Below are 16679 nucleotides of genomic sequence, written 5' to 3'. Positions count from 1 at the left end.
TTTCACGCTTTGACTGTCGATAATGCCGGCCGTTGGAGTGGGCTTGCGTCCTTGCTTCTCGCGCATCCGTCGAACCAAGGCGCCATTGACCGCGCGCCACAAGCCGGAACCGCGCCATTTGTAGAAGTAGTATCGAACCGTCGAACATGGCGGGGAGTCTTTTGGCAGCGCGCGCCATTGGCAGCCGGTGCCCGCAATGTAGAGGATCGCATTCATGATCACGCGCAGAGTGACTTCACGGGGACGGCCGCGCCGGCATGCCGGCGGCATCAACGGTTCAATTAATTTCCACTCCGCATCCCTCAAGTCACTTGCATAACGCAGCTCGTCGCGCTGATGTTGTTTGCGGGTGATTTCAGTCCAAGACATGTTGTGATCCTCCCTCGAGTCTTCGCAAACACGAAGGAATCACAACGGACTGGAATCACTCAACTTTCTTTTTCGATCAGGCTCTGAGGTGCCCGGCGCAGCCGGGCCTCGAAGGATAGGCCACGACCCGCTGCCATCCTTCGAGGCCGTCGCAAGAGCGACGGCACCTCAGGATGACGCAAGAAGCTCCCACGCCGACTCGCGACTTAAGCGACACGGCGGTCGACGCGGCCTTCGTCAGCTCCCCTGGCGGAGGCCGTGGTCGTTCTGCCATCCCGTGGTTACGACGTCACGCAAACTCCGCAGCGACGCTCCCGAGCCCCGACAGTTCCATCACCGCCTTGTCGCCGGCGTTGAGCCACAACGTCTTGACCAGGCTGCCCGTGAGCACGATCTCGCCGGCGCGAAGCTGCTTGCCGCCGCCGGCCAGGTGATTGGCCAGCCATGCCAGCGCGGCAAGCGGATGGCCGAGCACGTCGGCGCCGGTGCCGCGTCCCGCCTCGATGCCGTTGATCGCGGCGCGGCCTGTCACCTGCAGCAGGTCCGGCGCCGCTGCGCGCAAAACCGGAGCGCCGAGCACGCAGCCGGCGGCAAAGAAATCGTCGGCGACCAGGGTCGGCGCGCCGATGCTGCGCCAGTCGGCGTAACGGTCGTCGACGATCTCGATGGCCGGATGATAGGCGTCGACCGCCGGCGCAACGCTGTCCGCGGTGAACGCGGCGCCCGTCGGCGCAAGGTCGCGCGCGAGCCGCACGGCGATTTCGCATTCGACGCCGACGCGGAGGAAATCGCCGTGGCGCAGGCTGACGCCGCTGTCATGAACGCCGTTGGCGAACACGCCGCCGCCGCACGGGTGCGGGATGCCGATGTATTGCTGCATCACCGCGCTGGTGCAGCCGATCTTGTAGCCGACCAGCGGCCCGGCATCCGCCGCCAGCAGCGCGTGAACCGCGTCCTGAATGCGATAGCCCTCGGCTTCATTCTGCGGGGCGAACTCGGCAGCCAGCGGCTGCAGCGGCCTGCGACTGCGGCGGGCGGCCGTGATGGCCTTTGCAGCTTCGAGAGATTCGTTCATTGAAAGGACTTTCGTTGTTTCGGGCAAGACTGTATGACGACATTTGCTATCATGCACCCGGTAAAAGGGCCCGGATCATGCGTGCATTGGCGACGGCCAGCGGCAGAATGACATCTCACTTGTCCCGCCGCGGATCGAAGAAACTGGCCACCGGAATGATTGCGGCCGGTTGCTTCCTCGCCATGACGCCGGCGTGTGCGCAAGACGACCTCCAGACCACGCCTACCCGCCTTACCCTTCAAGTCACCGCCGATCCGCCCGGCGAGCGATGCCGGCGCCTCGAGACGTCGGATGCCGCTCCGCTCGGCTCGGTGTCCCTGCACCGAACCTTTCACGACGATTTCGACACCCATCCATTGGTGAACGGAAAGTGGGTGCCTCACTACGCCGGGGGCGCCGCCTGGCCGGAGGCCCGCTACTGGGGAGGAGACGGCTCCGACTTCAAACGCAAAACCAGTTACAACGGCGAACAGCAGATATATGTGGATCCACGCTATGGCGGACGCTCAATAACGCCGCTGGGGCTCGATCCCTTCAAGATTCAAGATGGAATTCTGTCGATCGTCGCAAGCCGTACGCCTGCCGCGTTGAAGACGCTGCTGTTCGATAATGAATATGTGTCGGGCATACTCACCACCCAAAGCTCATTTGCGCAAAAATACGGATACTTCGAGATCCGTGCAAAGATACCAGTCGGCACCGGGGTTTGGCCGGCGTTTTGGATGCTCGCAAATGACGGCGGCTGGCCGCCCGAAATCGACGTGATGGAGGGGCGCGGAGGGCGGCCGGGCGACCTGGTGATGACGACGCATTGGCGCATTCCGGCCACCGGTAAAGTGGAATCCTGCGGGTTTGACTTCCGGGTGCCGGACGCGCCCGGCCAGTTTCATGACTACGGCGTGCTATGGGCGCCCGATCGCCTTGTCTATTTCATCGACCGCAAGCCCGTGACCGATGCCAGGGTCCCTGTCGGCTTCGAAGACCCGATGTACATGATCGTGAACCTGGCGATGGGCTCGAAGTTCTTCGGCGGCGTCGGCGTGGTCGACGCTGAAACGCCGGTGACGGTCGCATTCGAAATCGACAGGATTTCCGCCTATCAAATCGATCCGTGATATACATCGCGCCCTGGCCGGCGTGCGGATGCCGAACCAGACGGGGGGAAGTCCATGCTGGGTAAGTTCTCGCGCCGGCACTTTGCGAGGCTTGCAGGCTTTTCCGCCCTTGGAATGACCAAGCCGGCGAAGTCAGAGAGCGAACAGTCCAAAGGCGCGCTCGAGCGGGACGGCGTCGCCGGTTTCCCGGACGGCTTTCTATGGGGTACGGCCACCTCCGCGTATCAGATCGAAGGCGCGGTCGACGAAGACGGCCGGGGACGCTCGATCTGGGACACCTTCGCCCACACCCCCGGCAAGATCGGCGATCACAGCAACGCCGACCGTGCCAATGATCACTATCACCGCTACAAGGAAGACGTCGGCCTGATCAAGGAATTGGGCGTGAAGGCGTATCGATTTTCGATTGCGTGGCCGCGGGTATTTCCCGACGGAACGGGCAACGCGAATCCGAAAGGCCTCGATTTCTATGACCGGCTGCTGGACGAGTTGCTGGCGGGCGGCATCGAGCCGTTCGCCACCCTGTATCATTGGGATTTGCCGCAGTCGCTGCAGGACAGGTTCGGCGGATGGCAGTCAACCGATACGTCCAAGGCGTTCGCCGATTACGCGGGCTATGTGGCGGAGCGCTTGAGCGATCGCGTCACGTCATTCTTCACCGTCAACGAACCCGGCAGATTCGTGAATTTTGGCTATGGGTGGGGCATCGATGCGCCAGGCCTCAAACTCTCCGAGGCAAAGCTCAACCAGGTACGTCATAACGTCGCGCTGGCTCACGGTCTTGCCGTGCAGTCAATCCGCGCCCGAGGGCGCGCGGGCACCAAGGTCGGCCCTGCCGAGAACATCGCGGCCTGCCTGCCGGCGATCGCTACGCCCGCCAACATTCGCGCGGCGGAGATCGCGACGCGCGAGTTGAATGCCGGCTTTCTGGGCGTCATCCTGGAGGGCAAATACACCGACGGCTTTCTCGAATATGCCGGCGTGAACGCCCCCAAATTCACCGCGGAGGAATTGAAGATCATTTCCTCTCCGAATGATTTCGTCGGCTTGAACATCTATGCCCCGCAATATTACGTGGTCGCGTCCGACCGCGCGCCGGGATTCACCGTTCTGCCGTTTCCCGCCTCCTTTCCGCATATGAACGTCGATTGGCTCAGGATCGGCCCGGAGACGGCCTACTGGGTGCCGCGGCTGGCGGCGAAGGTCTGGAACATCGATGCCATCTACATCAGCGAAAACGGCACCTCCGGAGACGACAAACCCGCCGCCGACGGCCAAGTGTACGATCTCGACCGCATCATGTACCTGCGCAACTACCTGGCGCAATTGCAGCGCGCGACGTCCGACGGCGTGCCGGTTCGCGGATATTTTCTGTGGAGCCTGATGGATAATTTCGAATGGATATACGGATTTGAACAACGCTTCGGGCTGTATCGGGTGGACTTCGACACGCAGCTTCGGACGCCAAAACTCAGCGTGTCGTTTTTCCGCGACGTCGTCGCGCGAAATGCGATCGGTCCATGAGCCCGGGGCAGAGACTAATGCGATTTGCCGTTGCGCGTGCTTACTCCCGCGCATGCCGGCGAAGGCGGGCCCTGAACCATCGGGGATAAAAGAATAAATAGAGGCCCGACAGGCCCAGCCAGAGCAAAGCCAGTCCGGAGATTGTCATCGTGACGATCTTGGCGGTCACGCCGAACACAGCGAGGCTGTGCAGGTCCATCCACAGTTGATCGCCGCGCACGCCATCATTGAGGATGCCGCCGGTCATGGCATCGACCTGAATTTCCCGCGGCGAGCTCCAGGCGCTGGCCGGCTCCAGGCGCACCTTGTACATCCGTTTGGACGGGCGGAGTTCGATGCGGTTGATCTGTTTCAGCGTCGGGGCCTCGGGAAGCTGGAGCGCGAGGATTATTTCCGCGACCCGCGCGGGCGGAATCGCCGCCGCGATGTTGCCGGCGCTGCCCGAGCGTCCCGCCGGCTGAAGGTATTCAACTTCATTCTTGAAAGCGACGAATATGCCGGTGACCGATAGCGTCACCATGATGAGGGCCAGCAGGGCGCCCACCCACTTGTGCACCCAGCGCAGGGAACGCGCGAGGCGCAGCGTCGATGCTTGCTGCTCCGTCCGGCTTGCTATTCGAGGTGCAGGCGGCGGCGGCCCAAGCACGGTACCGGGCTGCGTCGGCTCGGAAACTGACATGCCGTAACCCTCCCCGGTAAAGTGGTCGCTCGCAAGCCATCAGGGCTGATCGGCGACCAACCTCATATTGCATTCATAGACCAGCCATCGAAAGGCGAAAGCGAGGGGCATGAATTCAATGCGACGCGGTTCAGGATGCGGACCACGCGATCCGCACCAGGCTGCGTCGCGGCGCGCCGAAGCGCCGGCCTTGCTGCCTTGGTATTTTGTCAATTCGAATTCTTGCCACCTGAAGATTTCGTTTCGCCGTTTTTCCGCCCGGCCTTCCAGCTTCGATAATAAGGACCGAGTTCAGTGGGAATTTCCGCTTCGAATGCTTCGTCCATCTTGAATTGCGGCATTCCCTACTGGATCGCATCCGGCAACGCGATGCCCTGCTTTGCGTCCTTGGCGCGCTTCAGCGGATTGCGCTTGGGTTGCGCGGACATCCATAATTTCTGCAAGGCAAACCATCTCGGATCTGGAACGACCAGCCTTGCCGGGGTCGCGTCTCTCGCCACGACCACGCGGGTGACGAAACGGCCGTTCAACAGCCACTCCTGCTCGTCCAAAGGGACGGGCGTCGGCCGGACGTTGCGGGCCCATGGTCTTGACCCTCAAGGGAGCCACCAGAAGCTCGGCCTCGTAGGCCTTCGCGTTGCGGGCCTGGAATGTGCGTTCGGTGTTGACGGTGTAGGTGCTGTCGACGGACTTCAACATCGTCCACACCGGGTTGTCCTCGTCGCCGGCGACCTCGGCCGAAATCCTGCGTTTCTGCCTCGACGAATAGGCTGGGACCCGCGTTGGTGCCGATCACCAGCAGATGCGTGCCGAAAGGATCTGGGTTGCCATCGAGCGATTATCCCGCAAAGGCATAAAAACGCAAAATGCGGGATAATTGTATTTTTATCAGTCGTTTATGATGGAAAGATACACACAATCGTCGATCGTGGCGGCTTTTGGAGGACGCCTTCTGCGCATCCGGCGCCGACGGTTGGGCGCGCCCCCCTACTCGTCCCGATACACCTTCTCGCGCTTCTCGTGGCGCTCCTGGGCTTCGACCGAGAGCGTGGCGATCGGGCGGGCCTCGAGCCGCTTCAGCGAGATCGGCTCGCCGGTCTCCTCGCAATAGCCGTAGCTGTTGTCCTCGATGCGCTGCAGCGCCGCGTCGATCTTGGAGATCAGCTTGCGCTGGCGGTCGCGGGCGCGCAGTTCGATCGCGCGATCGGTTTCGGAGGAAGCGCGGTCGGCCAGATCAGGATGATTGACGTTCTCCTCCTGCAGCGTCTGCAGCGTGATCCGCGATTCCCGTAAAATTTCGTCCTTCCAGGCCAGCAGCTTTGAGCGAAAATAATCGCGCTGGCGGTCGTTCATGAAAGGCTCTTTTTCGGAGGGTCGATAGTTCTTCAACTTTTCCAAGGTCAGCCCATCTGTACGTGCAAGGCGGACGGAAAACGCTCCGTCCGCGCGCGCCTTATATAGCGGCCTCCTGTGACAGACAATATCGTCCGCAAGGTCAAAACCCGCGCACCGCCGGGTTTCACCGCAGGAACCTGTCGATAACTGAAAAGGCGGATAGGCGCCTCAGAATTGCCCGGCTTTGGCCAGTTCGACCTCGACCCGCAATTCGATCTCGGACAGCACCGCATCCAGACCGGGGTCGCCGGATGAGGATTTGAGGTTGGCCGCGGCATCGCGCAACCGGTTTACGGTGGAGGCGTCGAAGTTGCCCGACAGCAGCCCGATCTTGAGGGCGTCGAGCACGTCCAGCGCGCCGCGGCCGCGCTGCACCGAGCGCTTGCGGCGTTCGCCCGGGTCTTCGATGCCCTGCATCGCCAGCAACGCGTCGATATTCCCGGCCGCTTTTGGCGCGGCGGCCGAGCGGGTCTCGGGCGCCGCAACCGCGTCGGGCAGCGCAAAAGCGCTGGAGCCGGCGCGACGGGCGGAAGCTGCCGGAGCCCCATGCGTGGTGCCATTCGGTCCGTAAATTCGCATCGCGATGCCCAAAAGTGACTGGCCGGAGCTTCGTCGGTTTATGGTTAAGGCCAGGTAAACGGCCCGGCAAAATCTGCCGCCGCGGCAACTTCGCCGCTCCGCTTGGGCCGGCATGGCGGCGCTCTTTTTCAAATTAATCAATCCGTTCAAATGGTTGAGCGAATCCGCGGCCATGGCACGGCGCTCGCATGGTTAAGGCCGGATCAACTTCATGTGGGAGCGTGAAGTCCGTATCCGCCAAAACCTGAGCGGGGAGCAGAGGATGCCAGTTACGCGTGCGGGAAAACCGATCCAGATGGCCTGCGCGGCGCTCGCCGTGCTGGTGTTGTCCGCCGTCTCCGCGGGCGCGGCGTCGCGGATCAAGGATCTCGCCAATATCGAGGGCGTGCGGCAGAACCAGCTGATCGGCTACGGCCTCGTGGTCGGCCTCAACGGCTCAGGCGACACCCTGAACAACATTCCCTTCACCAAGCAGTCGCTGCAGGCGATGCTGGAGCGCATGGGCGTCAACATCCGCGGCGCCACCATCCGCACCGGCAATGTCGCCGCCGTCATGGTGACCGGCAACCTGCCGGCATTCGGCACCCAGGGCACACGTATGGATGTCACGGTGTCGGCGCTGGGCGATGCCAAGAATCTGCAGGGCGGCACGCTGCTCGTCACTCCCCTGCTCGGCGCCGACGGCAACGTCTATGCGGTGGCGCAAGGCTCGGTGGCGATCGGCGGCTTCCAGGCCGAGGGCCAAGCGGCCAGCATCACCAAGGGCGTGCCGACGGTGGGCCGCATCGCCAACGGCGCCATCATCGAGCGCGAGATCGAGTTCGCGCTCAATCGCCTGCCCAATGTGCGCCTCGCGCTGCGCAATCCGGATTTCACCACCGCAAAACGCATCGCCGCCGCGGTCAACGATTTCCTCGGCACCAAGACCGCGGAGCCGATCGATCCGTCCACCGTGCAGCTATCGGTGCCGGCGGAATTCAAGAGCAATGTGGTGGCGCTGCTCACCGAGATCGAACAGTTGCAGATCGAGCCGGATCTGGCCGCAAAAATCATCATCGACGAACGCTCCGGCATCATCGTGATGGGCCGCGACGTCCGCGTCGCCACCGTCGCGGTGGCGCAAGGCAATCTCACCGTCTCGATTTCGGAAAGTCCGCAGGTCAGCCAGCCGCAGCCGTTCGCACGCGGCCGCACCGTGGTAACGCCGCGCACCAGCATCGGGGTTAGCGAGGACGGCAAGAAGCTGGCGCTGGTGAAGGACGGCGTCTCGCTGCAGCAGCTGGTCGACGGCCTCAACGGATTGGGCATCGGCCCGCGCGATCTGATCGGCATCCTGCAGGCGATCAAGGCCGCCGGCGCGATCCAGGCCGACATCGAGGTGATGTGATGCCGAGCGGGGCGATCAACAGCAGCATGCCCGCCAAGGCCGTGATGCCGATGCTCAACGGCCGCCCGGACTACGCGCTTGCCGATGCATTGAAGAAAGTCTCGCCGCATGCTCAGATGAAGGCCAAGGCTTCGGCGCAGGATTTCGAATCCGTGTTCCTGAATTCGATGTTCTCGCAGATGACCTCGGGCATCAAGGGCGAAGGCCCGTTCGGCGACACGCCGGGCACCGGCGTGTGGCGTTCGATGCTCACCGAAGAATATTCAAAATCCTTTGCCAAGGCCGGCGGCGTCGGCATTTCCAACGACGTCTATCGCACGCTTATCATGCAGCAGGCGGGCCGCGCCGGCTGACTGGAGACACCGACATGAGCCCTTCCCTGCTGCGCCAGCCGCTGCCATCAGCCGTCCCGCTGGCCGCAACGCCTGACGACGCCAAAAAGCTTGCCGAAGGGCTGATGGAAGTGATGAGCGCGCTGCTCGGCGTCATCGAGCGCGAGACCGAACTGGTCCGCGCCGGCAAGGTGCGCGAGGCGATGGCGCTGGAGGGAAAGAAGTCCGAGCTGTCGCGCCGCTATGTCGGCACCATCGCGCATCTGAAAAGCAGCCAGAGCTATCTCGCCCGCGCCACGCCGGAGCTGCTTTCTGCCCTGCACCGCCATCACGACACCTTTCGCGCCATGCTGCAGGTCAATCTCACCGTGCTTGCCACCGCGCATGCGGTGTCCGAAGGCATCGTGCGCGGCGTCAACGTCGAACTGCAGCGCCGCAACGTGCCGAATACCTACACCGCAAGCGGCCAGCGCGCCGCGCCGAGCCCGCGCAACATCTCGCCGCTGGCGGTGAGCAGGTCGCTGTAGGCATCCAGTCCGAGCGCGCAACGCGCTCTGCTCGGCTATGGCAGCTCGGCCTGATCGCTGGCTCCGGACTGAGCGCGCAAACCAGCGCGCCGCTCGCCTTGCCGCCAGGTTGCTTCTTTCCGCGCCTCCAGTACCATCACCTCGGCAACCGTCGCTCAACCAGGCAAGCTTTTGCCGCGGGAGGCCACATGACGGATTCCACCGACGACCAGAACCTCAACGCGTTTTGGCAACAGATGCTCTCGGGTGAGCATCCTGCCCTGCGCCGCGGCCGTAAAATGATGCGCCTGCTATCGCCCACCGCCGGCGACCGCTGCCGCCTGTGCTGCGTGGGGTTCGACGGTTTCACCGCACCTGCGTTCCGTCTGATGGGCTTCGGGCCATGGCGGCGCAATCCGCACTTCTGCGGGCAATGCGAGAAGGTGCTGGCCAAGGAGCGCGGCGGCGCGGAGATCCAGATTGCAATGCTGTATGCCGACGTGCGCGGCTCGACTAAGCTTGCTGCGGGCATGCGTCCGGCCGAATTCGCCGCGCTGATGCAGCGCTTCTTCCAGATCGCGATGAAGGTGTTCACCAAAACCGATGCCGTGGTGGACAAGATGGTGGGCGACGAGGTGATCGGGCTTTATCTCCCGGGCTTCACCGGCTCCGACTATCGCCAGCGCGTGGTCGCCGCCGGGCTTGAGCTTCTGCGCGCCACCGGACACGCCGATCCCGCGGGTCCATGGCTCTCGATCGGCGTCGGCGTCCATAGCGGCAAGACCTTCGTCGGCTCGATCGGCGTCGAGGGTGGCAACTATCAATTCGCGGCCCTTGGTGACCCGATGAATTTCTGCGCGCGTCTCGTCGCCGCCGCCAAGGGCGGCGAGATGATCATGAGCGAAGCGGTATGGAAGCATGTGTCAGCCGAAATTGCGGCCGAGCCGTGCAACCTGGAGCTCAAGGGCTATCCAGAGCCGGTTAAAGCCTATGCCACCCGAGTTATGCCGCCGTAACGAGCCATCACGACACTTTCCGCGCCATGCTGCAGGTCAATATCACCGTACTCGCCACCGCGCATGCGGTGTCCGAAGGCATCGTGCGCGGCGTCAACGTCGAACTGCAGCGCCGCAACGTACCGAACACCTACACCGCAAGCCGGCCAGCGCGCAGCGCCGAGCCCGCGAAATATCTCGCCGCTGGCGGTGAGCAGGTCGCTGTAGGATTCGCCCCGCGTTCCCTTCCCCTCTCCGGCCGGGACACCGAGCCGCAGAATATCTCGCCGCCGGCGCTGAGTAGGTCGTTGCAGGTCGTCAACGGGAAACGGCGCTGTTCACAAGCCATTGCAGCGACAGTTCCGCCATGTCCGCTTTACCTTCACAGAAGCGGACGTCGTTACGCTTCAAGCGAGCGGTCAGCGTTCTCCTGACATGTCGACGGCGACGCCGAAAATATATTGCTGGCCTCAGTGGCCCAATGCGGAAATTCGGACTAGTTTGCGTGGTATCTTGCACATTGAGACGGCAAAGTCCGTCTTGGCTCGGAAGGATATGATCATGAGATTGTCATCCGGATCCGTCTCGCCCTCAGTTATCGCTATCCTGTCAACCGCATTGCTGAGCAGCCTGAGTGGTACGGCAATGTCACAAACCGCAACGGGCTCCGGCACCCAGCTTCCCAAGATCACGGTCGAAGCGCCGAGGCAGGTGGCAAGGCCGCAACGGCCGGAGGTAACGCAACAAGGGTCCGGTCGGGTGGCACACCGAGCGGGCCGGACATCGCGATCCACTCAAACGGCGACTGGGGCGCCGACGACCGGGACGCCGTCGGCTGCGCGGGGTCCTGTCATGGCGAAGCTTGCCCGGCTCGAGAGAGAGGCCAGCAGTTGCAACGATGGTTGCGAATCAAGCTTCAAACGCGGCAAGGACCCGTGGGTTGGATGCAGCGAATCGGCGGGATATTTCTCCGTCTTCTCAGCAACGTGCAAAGACACACTCACCCACAGGGATTACGCGCAATGCGTAGAAACCAAAATGTTCCTGGGCTGGGACCGACAACGATCCTGGTGGTATTGCACCGGCATGCTGGCTGGGGGGAAATTTCGGGTCACCGCAGAGAATCGAAACAGGTAGCGCACGGTATCGAGCCTCGATAGCGGACAGCTGAACCTCGGGTGTCATTTGTCTCCGGACAGCCCGATCGAGATGTAGTCGCTGCAAGCATCGTATCGGCTCAAACGAGTGTGCGCGAGGCGATGCGCTGGAGGGCAAGAAGTCCGAACTGTCGCGCCGCTATGTCGGCACCATCGCGCATCTGAAAAGCAGCCAGAGTTATCTGGCGCGCGCCATGCCGGAGCTGCTCACTCGCCATCACGACACGTTTCGCGCCATGCCGCAGGTCAATCTCACCGTACTCGCCACCGCGCAAGCGGTGTCCGAAGGCATCGTGCGCGGCGTCAACGCCGAACTGCAGCGCCGCAACGTGCCCAACACCTACACCGCCGCGGGGCAGCGCGCGGCACCAAGCCCGCGGAATATCTCGCCGCTGGCGGTGAGCCGGTCGCTGTAGCGAACCCGACGGGCGCGCCAATCCGTGCGCGTATAACGGGAATATCCTGCCGTTCGCTTAATCCGCGCGAGCATCGAAAGACTTGCGATTCAAGCGTGCCCCATCTAGCTTTTGGCACTGATTGCGACAGGAACAAGATGGCCACGAAAGATCGACATGTCATTGCCAGTATCGCCGGCGGCTGGAGCGTTCACGCGTCGGGCGCTTCCCGTGCCAGTCGAAGGTTCGAGAGGCAATCAGATGCAGTGAGATACGCCAGGGATCTGGCAAGGCGCGAACGAACCAACCTTTATGTGCATCGCAGGGATGGCACGGTCAAGCGCTGGGACAGTTACGCCGATGACCGCTCGCCGCAGCGCGGCAAACGCGGATAGGCGGGATGCCGTTTCACAAGAACGTTTTCGTCAACTGCCCGTTTGATTCCGATTATCTTTCGCTGTTGCGTCCGCTGTTATTCACCGTCGTCGACCTCGGATTCGCGCCGAGGATTGCTCTCGAATCGCCTGATTCCGGACGCCCTCGATTTGATAGAATTATCGCGCTAGTGCAGCAGTCCAAATTTGCCATCCACGATCTGTCGAGATTGCAGGCAGACAAGGAGGGCGAACTCTTTCGATTGAATATGCCGTACGAGCTCGGCATCGATATCGGCTGCAGATTTTTCAAGAAGGGCCAATGGGCGAGGAAGCGATGCCTCATTCTTGAGGCGCAAAAATACCGATATCAAGCCGCGATCTCCGACCTGTCGAATTCCGACATCGAGGCTCACGAAAACAAACCGGACCTGATCTCCGCCAAGGTAAGAAATTGGCTAAACAGCCAGACGCAACTGCGCGCACCGGGTCCCGGCAAATTTTGGGCCCGATTTAACGATTTTATGGCAGATACCACTTACGACCTGACTGCCACGCGCGGGTTTTCGCCGGCCGATGCGGCCGACCTGCCGATCGGCGAACTTTTGGCGGAAATGAAAGTCTGGGTCGGCAACAATCCGCTTTCGTGAATCTCTGCTCGGGGCCGACAGGGCCGCTCACGTTGGCGCAGTCGCCACCCCGTTCTTGTCCTGCGCCAGCCACGACGACAGCATCGCCGGCACCAACCCGACCAGCCCGTAGAGGATGAACTGCAGCGCGCCGCTGTCGGCGCCCCTGCCGCCGTAGAGCAATTCCGCCGCGGCAAACGCCACGGCGCCGACGATCAGCATCCGGAGCGTCGGATTGAGGCGTTTGACGTGGTAGAGGATGTCATCCACCGCGGCGACCGCCAGCGCCGGCAGGATGCCGAACAGGTAGGTGTATTGCAGCGTGGAGAACAGCACGACGAAGATCTTCTTGACCTCGCCGAGGTTGGTTTCGTTCCAGTATCCCGACATCACGGTGGTTGCGATCAGCAGCAGAAATCCGCCCAGAAATGGCCCCAGCAGCGCAAAGATCACATATCGCTTCACGCCGGCCGCGTCGAACCATGCCCGCCTCATCGCGCGTCCTCCAAAATCATCTGCGACGCCTTCTCGGCGATCATGATGACCGCCGCGTTGGTGTTGCCCGAGACAAGGTCCGGCATGATCGAAGCGTCGATCACGCGCAGGCCTTCGATGCCGCGCAGGCGAAGCCGCTGGTCGACCACCGCGAGCGGGTCGTTTCCCATCCGGCAGGTCGAGGTCGGGTGATAGACCGTGCTGCCGCGCTGGCGGCAGAAATCCAGCAGCTGTTCGTCGCTCGAAACCCCGGGCCCGGGTTCGACTTCGTCGATCGTATGGGCGCGCAGCGCCGGCGCCCGCAATATCTTTCGCAACATCTTCAGGCCTTCGACATTGGCGGTGCGATCCGCCTCGGTGGCGAGATAGTTGATCCGTATCTCGGGAGGCACCGAGGGATCGGCGCTCCTGATGCGCAGCGAACCGCGGCTCTCGGGGCGCAACTGGCAGACCGACGCCGAAAATCCGGAATAGGAATGCAGCCTTTCGCCCATCTTGTCGGTCGAGAACGGCAGGAAGTGGATTTGGACGTCCGGCGTCGCCAGGCGCGGATTGGTCTTGAAGAACGCTCCGGAAGTGCCGGCGGCAATGGTGAGCGGACCGGTGCGGAATGCGGCATATCGCAGTCCCGTCGTCATTTTGCGGAACGGGCTGCCGGCGATATCGTTGAGCGTGATGCGTTGCGTGCAGCGCGTGACGATCCTGACCTGCAGGTGATCCTGAAGGTCGTGCCCCACCCCCGGCGCATCCAGCACCACATCGATGCCGTGCTTCGTCAGCAATTCGGCGGGACCGACGCCGGAGAGCTGAAGCAGTTGCGGCGAATTGTAGGCTCCGCTTGAAACCAGAATCTCCTTTCGCGCACGGGCCGTTTGCAGCGTGCCGTGCTGGCGGTACGCGACGGCCACCGCGCGGCGTCCATCGAACAGGATGCGCTGGGCGAGCGCGGACGTTTCAACCTGCAGATTGGCCTGGCGCCGGACCGGGCGAAGATAGGACACGGCGGTGCTCGCCCGTCTTCCGCGCCGTGTCGTGGTCTGAAACCACCCCGCGCCTTCCTGCGTTGCGCCGTTGAAGTCGGGATTTATGGGGATGCCGGTCTCGGCCGCGGCGGTGATGAAGGCCTGCGAAAGCGGATCGGGGCACCGGGAATCCGAAACCGGCAGCGGTCCGCCGGCGCCGTGGAAATCGTCGGCGCCGCGCTGCTGGTCCTCCGCCTTCTTGAAATACGGCAGCACGTCGTCAAACCCCCAGCCGCTGTTGCCGAGCTGGCGCCAGCGGTCGTAATCTTCGTGCTGGCCGCGGACATAAAGCAGGCCGTTGATCGAACTGGAGCCGCCGAGCACCTTGCCGCGCGGCTGAAACACGCTTCGCCCGTTCAAGCCGGGCTCGGGTTCGGTCTGGTACATCCAGTTGACGGTTTTATTCGTGAACAGCTTGCCATATCCGAGCGGCACATGGATCCAGATATTGCTGTCTTTCGGGCCAGCCTCCAGCAGCAGCACCGAATTCTTTCCCGATGCACTCAGGCGGTTTGCCAGCACACATCCGGCGGATCCGGCGCCGACGATGATGTAGTCGAATTCGTTTGTGCCGGATTGTCCCGATGCGGACTTGCTGTTCATGCTGCTGCTCGACATTCCTTGCTCGACAACTGTTCGTTGGTCACGGTTCTGGCGCCGACTCGGCGGCTATTTCAGCATTTCGGGGACGATCAGGCGCGGCAGGAACAGCGACACCTCCGGCCAGACGATCAGCGCCGCCAGCACCACCATCATCGGCACCAGCATGATCATCGTGTCCTTCAGCGCATAGCGCAGCCGCACGCCCGCGATCGAACACGCAATCATCAGGCACAGGCCGTAGGGCGGAGTCACCAGCCCGAATGCCAGCGAGACAATCGAGATGATTGCAAATTGCACCGGATGCAGATCGACCGACCGGGCCAGCGGCTCGAGCACGGTGCCGACGATCACGATGGCCGGAATGGCGTCGAGGAAGCATCCGACCACCAGAAAGCAGAATGCGATAAAGAAGCCCGCCGCGATCGGTCCCATGCCCCAGGTCGAGACGTTGGCCAGCAGCGCTTCCGGAATCTTGTAATAGGCGAGCAGCCAGCCGAAGGCGCTGGCGGTGCCGACGCAGAACAGCGCGACCCCGGCGAGCTTCCCGGTGTCGAGCAGCGCCTTGTACAATTGCTTGACGCCGGTTTCCCGATAAAAGAACGTCGACAGCGCAACCGAGTAAAGCACCGCGACGCAGGCCGATTCCGTTGCGGTGAACCAGCCGAGCAGAATGCCGCCGACGATGATGAACGGCGTCATCAGTGCCGGCAGCGAGCGCCAGATCGCGCAGAGCATTTCGCGCCAGCTATCCTTCGGATAGGTCGGATAGCCGCGCCGCACCGCATAGACGTGCACGGTCGCCATCTGCGCGCCCGCGATCAACAGGCCGGGAATGATGCCGGCCAGATACATCGCCGCGATCGAGGTCGAGATCAGCCCGCCCCACACGATCATCAGGATCGACGGCGGGATGATGACCGCGAGCACCGCCGACACCGCGGTAATGGCGATCGAGAACGAGAGGTCGTAGCCCTCCTTGGTCTGCGCATCGATGAAGATTTTCGACTGGCTCGCGGCATCCGCCGTGGAGGACCCCGAGATGCCGGCGAAGAACACGCTCAGCACCACGTTGATCTGCGCCAGCGAGCCCGGCCAGTGGCCGACCATCGAGCGCGACAGCGCCACCAGCCGGTCGGTGATGCCCCCGATGCTCATCAGGTTGGCGGTGAGCAGGAAGAACGGCACCGCCAGCAGGATGAAGGAGTTGTAGGCGTTGAAGGTTTCCTGCGCGAGCGTCATCATCGACAGCCGCGGCTCGATCAGAAGGACCGGCAGGCAGGCGAGGCCAAGCGCAAACGCCACCGGCACGCGGATGACCAGCAGCGCGATGAACATGCCGAACAGCAGCAGCGCGGCCTGTCCTGCGGAAAGCACATTGCCGCTCATGGCGCGCGCCCGAACAGGATGCGCCCTTCATCGACGATCTGCTCACCCGCGAACACGATCCAGGTAAACCCCGTCACCGGCCAGGCGATATGGATCAGCCACAGCGGCAGGTCGGCGAGCTCCGACGTCCTATTCCACGCGAAGCGGGTGAACTCCAGACCCGCCCACACGAACACCAGCGCCAGCGCCAGCACGCCGATCCGCGCCACGATGCGCACCAACGCCTCCCCGCGGCGCGACAGATCGGGCCAGACATCGACCTCGAAATGCTGCGCTTCGCGCACGCCGATCATGGCGCCGACCATGATGGTCCAGACGAACAGAAAGCGCGCCATCTCCTCGGTCCAGATGTAGGACGGGATGAATGGCGTGTAGCGCGAGACCACCTGCAGCGTCACCGGAATGACGATGATGCCGACACAGGCGGCGAGCAGGATTTCCAGCATTTTGCCGTAAGTCGCGGTGACCCGCCGCCACAGCGACGGGCCGGAAGTTATGGGTATTTCGCTCATCGGGACTCCGGGCGGGACAAGCGTCATACGCGGGCTTGACCCGCGTATCCGTCCATCTTCAAAAGACTGTTGCGAAGAAGATTGATTGCCGGGTCAAGCCCGGCAATGACGGTCGGATGGATCGACCTCAAGCGACGTTGATTTTTTCAA

General features: G+C 62.7%; 19 protein-coding genes and 1 pseudogene. 10 read left to right on the top strand and 10 right to left on the bottom strand.

Translation table 11 applies throughout. The annotated features are described in order from the left end of the window. A partial coding sequence (locus VGP39_RS12995) for a transposase (RefSeq protein WP_327568513.1) occupies positions 1 to 369 on the bottom strand: 369 nt, incomplete at its 3' end. Between the two features lie 289 nt (positions 370 to 658). Further along, positions 659 to 1444 (bottom strand): 2-keto-4-pentenoate hydratase, encoded by a 786-nt coding sequence (locus tag VGP39_RS12990; RefSeq protein WP_327568512.1) that lies wholly within the window; start codon positions 1442 to 1444, stop codon positions 659 to 661. A gap of 182 nt (positions 1445 to 1626) precedes the next feature. Here VGP39_RS12990 and VGP39_RS12985 point away from each other — a divergent pair, with 182 nt between their 5' ends. Together VGP39_RS12985 and VGP39_RS12980 are read left to right on the top strand one after the other, a co-directional pair. Further along, the gene (locus tag VGP39_RS12985; RefSeq protein WP_327568516.1) at positions 1627 to 2559 is read left to right on the top strand and encodes a glycoside hydrolase family 16 protein; all 933 of its coding nucleotides are present in this window, start codon (positions 1627 to 1629) and stop codon (positions 2557 to 2559) included. Positions 2560 to 2613: 54 nt separating this feature from the next. Next, positions 2614 to 4083 carry a GH1 family beta-glucosidase gene (locus VGP39_RS12980; protein WP_327568511.1) on the top strand — a complete coding sequence of 490 codons (1470 nt, stop codon included), beginning with the start codon at positions 2614 to 2616 and terminating at the stop codon, positions 4081 to 4083. 40 nt (positions 4084 to 4123) lie between these two features. Here the strand turns inward: VGP39_RS12980 and VGP39_RS12975 are convergent, their stop codons facing one another. The 4 genes from VGP39_RS12975 to VGP39_RS12960 form a co-directional block, all read right to left on the bottom strand. Next, positions 4124 to 4762 (bottom strand): PepSY-associated TM helix domain-containing protein, encoded by a 639-nt coding sequence (locus tag VGP39_RS12975; RefSeq protein ID WP_327568510.1) that lies wholly within the window; start codon positions 4760 to 4762, stop codon positions 4124 to 4126. 344 nt (positions 4763 to 5106) lie between these two features. Continuing rightward, positions 5107 to 5313 carry a GSU2403 family nucleotidyltransferase fold protein gene (locus VGP39_RS12970; protein WP_327568509.1) on the bottom strand — a complete coding sequence of 69 codons (207 nt, stop codon included), beginning with the start codon at positions 5311 to 5313 and terminating at the stop codon, positions 5107 to 5109. Between the two features lie 436 nt (positions 5314 to 5749). Further along, a complete protein-coding gene (gene dksA / locus VGP39_RS12965; protein WP_327568508.1) occupies positions 5750 to 6115 on the bottom strand; it encodes an RNA polymerase-binding protein DksA in 366 nt (121 codons plus the stop codon). Between the two features lie 210 nt (positions 6116 to 6325). After that, the gene (locus VGP39_RS12960) at positions 6326 to 6736 is read right to left on the bottom strand and encodes a flagellar assembly protein FliX (protein WP_327568515.1); all 411 of its coding nucleotides are present in this window, start codon (positions 6734 to 6736) and stop codon (positions 6326 to 6328) included. Between the two features lie 262 nt (positions 6737 to 6998). On the opposite strand from VGP39_RS12960, the gene VGP39_RS12955 reads away from it, so the two are divergent. The 8 genes and pseudogenes from VGP39_RS12955 (at position 6999) to VGP39_RS12925 (ending at position 12532) form a co-directional block, all read left to right on the top strand. Further along, on the top strand, positions 6999 to 8123 hold the full coding sequence (locus VGP39_RS12955; protein ID WP_327568507.1) for a flagellar basal body P-ring protein FlgI: 1125 nt from the start codon (positions 6999 to 7001) through the stop codon (positions 8121 to 8123). Beyond that, entirely contained in the window at positions 8123 to 8476 is a 354-nt protein-coding gene (flgJ, locus tag VGP39_RS12950) for a flagellar assembly peptidoglycan hydrolase FlgJ (RefSeq protein ID WP_327568506.1), read from the top strand. Before VGP39_RS12955 ends, flgJ begins: the two co-directional genes overlap by 1 nt. A 14-nt stretch (positions 8477 to 8490) precedes the next feature. Then, a complete protein-coding gene (locus tag VGP39_RS12945; protein WP_327568505.1) occupies positions 8491 to 8982 on the top strand; it encodes a hypothetical protein in 492 nt (163 codons plus the stop codon). A 188-nt stretch (positions 8983 to 9170) separates the two neighbouring features. After that, positions 9171 to 9977 carry an adenylate/guanylate cyclase domain-containing protein gene (locus VGP39_RS12940; RefSeq protein WP_327568504.1) on the top strand — a complete coding sequence of 269 codons (807 nt, stop codon included), beginning with the start codon at positions 9171 to 9173 and terminating at the stop codon, positions 9975 to 9977. A gap of 2 nt (positions 9978 to 9979) precedes the next feature. After that, positions 9980 to 10184, top strand: a pseudogene (locus tag VGP39_RS12935) (hypothetical protein); the annotation flags it as partial. A gap of 1003 nt (positions 10185 to 11187) precedes the next feature. After that, positions 11188 to 11529: a hypothetical protein gene (locus VGP39_RS12930; RefSeq protein WP_414644657.1), complete on the top strand. Its 342-nt coding sequence runs from the start codon at positions 11188 to 11190 to the stop codon at positions 11527 to 11529. Between the two features lie 137 nt (positions 11530 to 11666). Next, the gene (locus tag VGP39_RS28165) at positions 11667 to 11903 is read left to right on the top strand and encodes a DUF2188 domain-containing protein (RefSeq protein ID WP_414644656.1); all 237 of its coding nucleotides are present in this window, start codon (positions 11667 to 11669) and stop codon (positions 11901 to 11903) included. A gap of 5 nt (positions 11904 to 11908) precedes the next feature. Then, on the top strand, positions 11909 to 12532 hold the full coding sequence (locus VGP39_RS12925; protein WP_327568503.1) for a hypothetical protein: 624 nt from the start codon (positions 11909 to 11911) through the stop codon (positions 12530 to 12532). A gap of 27 nt (positions 12533 to 12559) precedes the next feature. Here VGP39_RS12925 and VGP39_RS12920 read toward each other — a convergent pair whose 3' ends face one another. The 4 genes from VGP39_RS12920 to VGP39_RS12905 form a co-directional block, all read right to left on the bottom strand. Further along, a complete protein-coding gene (locus VGP39_RS12920; RefSeq protein WP_327568514.1) occupies positions 12560 to 12976 on the bottom strand; it encodes a DUF5413 family protein in 417 nt (138 codons plus the stop codon). 26 nt (positions 12977 to 13002) lie between these two features. Further along, positions 13003 to 14631, bottom strand: a complete 1629-nt coding sequence (locus VGP39_RS12915) for a choline dehydrogenase (protein ID WP_327568502.1) — start codon at positions 14629 to 14631, stop codon at positions 13003 to 13005. Between the two features lie 66 nt (positions 14632 to 14697). Continuing rightward, the gene (locus VGP39_RS12910; protein ID WP_327568501.1) at positions 14698 to 16017 is read right to left on the bottom strand and encodes a TRAP transporter large permease; all 1320 of its coding nucleotides are present in this window, start codon (positions 16015 to 16017) and stop codon (positions 14698 to 14700) included. After that, positions 16014 to 16529, bottom strand: a complete 516-nt coding sequence (locus VGP39_RS12905; protein ID WP_327568500.1) for a TRAP transporter small permease — start codon at positions 16527 to 16529, stop codon at positions 16014 to 16016. Before VGP39_RS12905 ends, VGP39_RS12910 begins: the two co-directional genes overlap by 4 nt. Between the last annotated feature and the right edge of the window lie 150 nt (positions 16530 to 16679).

The sequence above is a fragment of the Bradyrhizobium sp. genome (genome assembly GCF_036009065.1).
Taxonomy (GTDB): Bacteria; Pseudomonadota; Alphaproteobacteria; order Rhizobiales; family Xanthobacteraceae; genus Bradyrhizobium.
This window is presented reverse-complemented; position numbering and strand designations above follow the sequence as displayed.

Bases quoted from the DNA above. Each gene is read 5' to 3' on its own strand.
- VGP39_RS12990 (WP_327568512.1), bottom strand. From the start codon at position 1,444: ATGAACGAATCTCTCGAAGCTGCAAAGGCCATCACGGCCGCCCGCCGC.
- VGP39_RS12985 (WP_327568516.1), top strand. From the start codon at position 1,627: ATGACGCCGGCGTGTGCGCAAGACGACCTCCAGACCACGCCTACCCGC.
- VGP39_RS12980 (WP_327568511.1), top strand. From the start codon at position 2,614: ATGCTGGGTAAGTTCTCGCGCCGGCACTTTGCGAGGCTTGCAGGCTTT.
- VGP39_RS12975 (WP_327568510.1), bottom strand. From the start codon at position 4,762: ATGTCAGTTTCCGAGCCGACGCAGCCCGGTACCGTGCTTGGGCCGCCG.
- dksA (WP_327568508.1), bottom strand. From the start codon at position 6,115: ATGAACGACCGCCAGCGCGATTATTTTCGCTCAAAGCTGCTGGCCTGG.
- VGP39_RS12960 (WP_327568515.1), bottom strand. From the start codon at position 6,736: ATGCGAATTTACGGACCGAATGGCACCACGCATGGGGCTCCGGCAGCT.
- VGP39_RS12955 (WP_327568507.1), top strand. From the start codon at position 6,999: ATGCCAGTTACGCGTGCGGGAAAACCGATCCAGATGGCCTGCGCGGCG.
- flgJ (WP_327568506.1), top strand. From the start codon at position 8,123: ATGCCGAGCGGGGCGATCAACAGCAGCATGCCCGCCAAGGCCGTGATG.
- VGP39_RS12945 (WP_327568505.1), top strand. From the start codon at position 8,491: ATGAGCCCTTCCCTGCTGCGCCAGCCGCTGCCATCAGCCGTCCCGCTG.
- VGP39_RS12940 (WP_327568504.1), top strand. From the start codon at position 9,171: ATGACGGATTCCACCGACGACCAGAACCTCAACGCGTTTTGGCAACAG.
- VGP39_RS28165 (WP_414644656.1), top strand. From the start codon at position 11,667: ATGGCCACGAAAGATCGACATGTCATTGCCAGTATCGCCGGCGGCTGG.
- VGP39_RS12925 (WP_327568503.1), top strand. From the start codon at position 11,909: ATGCCGTTTCACAAGAACGTTTTCGTCAACTGCCCGTTTGATTCCGAT.
- VGP39_RS12915 (WP_327568502.1), bottom strand. From the start codon at position 14,631: ATGAACAGCAAGTCCGCATCGGGACAATCCGGCACAAACGAATTCGAC.
- VGP39_RS12910 (WP_327568501.1), bottom strand. From the start codon at position 16,017: ATGAGCGGCAATGTGCTTTCCGCAGGACAGGCCGCGCTGCTGCTGTTC.
- VGP39_RS12905 (WP_327568500.1), bottom strand. From the start codon at position 16,529: ATGAGCGAAATACCCATAACTTCCGGCCCGTCGCTGTGGCGGCGGGTC.